Genomic DNA, 2,116 nt, shown 5'->3' with positions numbered 1-2,116 from the left:
GGGTCAGGTCCGCGCCGGCACCGCGGGGTGAGGGGGTGGGTCAGCCGGTGATGTTGGCGACGTCGGCGAGGGCCTTCTGCCAGGCGGTGGCCGGGTCGGCCTTGCCCTGTTCGATCGAGGTGAGGGCGTTGCCGACGGCGGTGCCGATCTCCGCGCCGTGGGCGCCGAGCGGCTGCGGCTGCAGGTCCTTGGCGGACTGCGAGAAGATCTTGCCGGTGGGTGCGCCGTTGAACAGCGGGTCGGTGAATCCGGCGATGTCCGGCTGGCTCCAGAGCGCCTGGTCGGACGGGAAGTAGCCCTTGTTCTTGAACAGCCAGGACTCCTGCTCGGGGGCGGTGAGCCACTTGGCGAGCTCGACGGCGGCCTTGGTGTGCTTGCCGGACTCGGGAACCGTCAGGTACGAGCCGCCCCAGTTGCCGCCGCCGCCCGGGATCCGGGCGATGTCCCAGGTGCCGCCGTCGGTGGGCGGGTTGCCCTTGAACTCGTAGCTCATCCAGGCGGGACAGGCGACGGTGGCGAACTGGCTCTTCTGGAAGCCGGTGTCCCAGGCGGGGGTGAAGGCCTGGATGCCCGCCGACTGGCCGTCCTTGACCGCACCGGCGACCAGGTCGAAGGCCTGCTTGACCGCCGGGTTCTCCTGGACGACGGGCTTGCCGGAGGCGTCGTAGAAGCCGGTGGGGGACTGCGCGACGATCGCGCTGAACAGGTTGCCCGCGCTGTCGAACCACTTGGCGCCCTTGGTGGGGCTCTTGGCGAGGAACTGCTTGCCGGCGGCGGTGTAGGCGGGCCAGTCGGCGAGCAGCGCGGAGACCTGGTCGCGGTCGGTCGGCAGGCCGGCGGCCTTGAACAGGTCACTTCGGTAGCACAGCGCCAGGCCGCCCATGTCGGTGCCGAGGCCGAACAGCGCCTTGCCGTCGGCGCTGGAGGCCGGGGCGGTCTTCGAGGGCACCCACTGGTCCTTGCTGACGCCGTACTGCAGGAAGTCGACGAACTTCGAGGCCTGCGGCTGGAATCCGGCGACCTGGCCGATCTCGATGGCCTCGATGTCGGCGGTGCCGGAGCCGGCCAGCAGGTGGGCGCGCAGGTTCTGGTGGTGGGCGCCGAGGTCGGCGCGGTTCTCCTTGATGGTGATGTTGGGGTGCAGCTGCTCGTACTGCTTGTAGAGGTCCGCGTAGCCGAACTCGGAGAACAGGTTCACGGTCAGCGTGATCTTGGCGTCGGCGGCGTCCTCGGCGGCCGGGCCGCTGCTGGAGCAGCCGCCGGCGAGCAGGGCGACGGCGAGGGCGGCGGAGACGGCGAGGGCCGCGGATCTCCGGCCGGGGCGGGCGGTGGGCATGGCGGGGCTCCTTGCGGGGGATTCGGCGTGATGCGGGAGTGTGACGGTGGGAGAGCGCTCCACCGGGCAGCCGTGCGGGCGCCTGCCGGATCAGATGGGAGAGCGCTCTCCCGCCGGACGGAGCCTGGCCCCGAAACCGCCCCGCCGTCAAGGGGCTGCGCCCAAAAGCTTTGCGCACCTGCCGATTTGAAAGGGCGATCGCTGGGGGCCGAGCTGCTGCACGGGGCTTGACATGACGGAAACATCGCGGCAACCATTCCCATGACTGCGAGAGCGCTCTCCCAGGAATCGGCCGACGCGTGCCGTCCTCCCCCACCCGTCTCGTCAGGAGAGTTCCCCATGCCCGCTCCACCCGCCCGTGCGGCGGCCCCCACCGCGCACTCCGCACCGCCCTGGCGCGCCCTGGCCGGGCTCGTCGCCGGCGCCCTGGTCGCCGGACTGCTGCTGTTCCTGCCCGCCGGGCGGGCCCAGGCGGCGGCCTCGCTGCTCTCCCAGGGCCGCCCGGTCACCGCCTCCAGCGAGGAGAACCACGGCACCGCGGCCGCCAACGCGGTGGACGGCAACACCGGCACCCGCTGGTCCTCGGCCAACACCGACCCGCAGTGGATCCAGGTCGACCTGGGCGCCGTCGCCACCGTCAGCCAGGTCGTCCTCACCTGGGAGGCCGCGTACGGCAAGGCGTACAGGATCCAGCTCTCCGCGGACGGCACCAGCTGGACGGACGCCTACTCCACCACCACCGGTGCGGGCGGCACGGAGACGCTGAACGTCTCCGGCACC

At 71.8% G+C, this 2,116-nt stretch carries 2 protein-coding genes; one reads left to right on the top strand and one right to left on the bottom strand.

Going from position 1 to position 2,116, the window contains the following annotated elements; translation table 11 throughout:
* Positions 1 to 40 precede the first annotated feature (40 nt).
* Complete coding sequence (locus ABZ641_RS34355) at positions 41 to 1,336, bottom strand: ABC transporter substrate-binding protein (RefSeq protein ID WP_359988256.1); 1,296 nt, start codon at positions 1,334 to 1,336, stop codon at positions 41 to 43.
* 339 nt (positions 1,337 to 1,675) lie between these two features.
* On the opposite strand from ABZ641_RS34355, the gene ABZ641_RS34350 reads away from it, so the two are divergent.
* Positions 1,676 to 2,116 (top strand): discoidin domain-containing protein (locus tag ABZ641_RS34350; RefSeq protein ID WP_359988254.1); only part of this gene is annotated, 441 nt, incomplete at its 3' end.

This window comes from Kitasatospora sp. NPDC007106 (genome assembly GCF_040634455.1).
Lineage (GTDB): Bacteria > Actinomycetota > Actinomycetes > Streptomycetales > Streptomycetaceae > Kitasatospora > Kitasatospora arboriphila.
The sequence above is the reverse complement of the archived record's forward strand: the minus strand, read 5'-3'. Positions and strand labels throughout refer to the sequence as shown.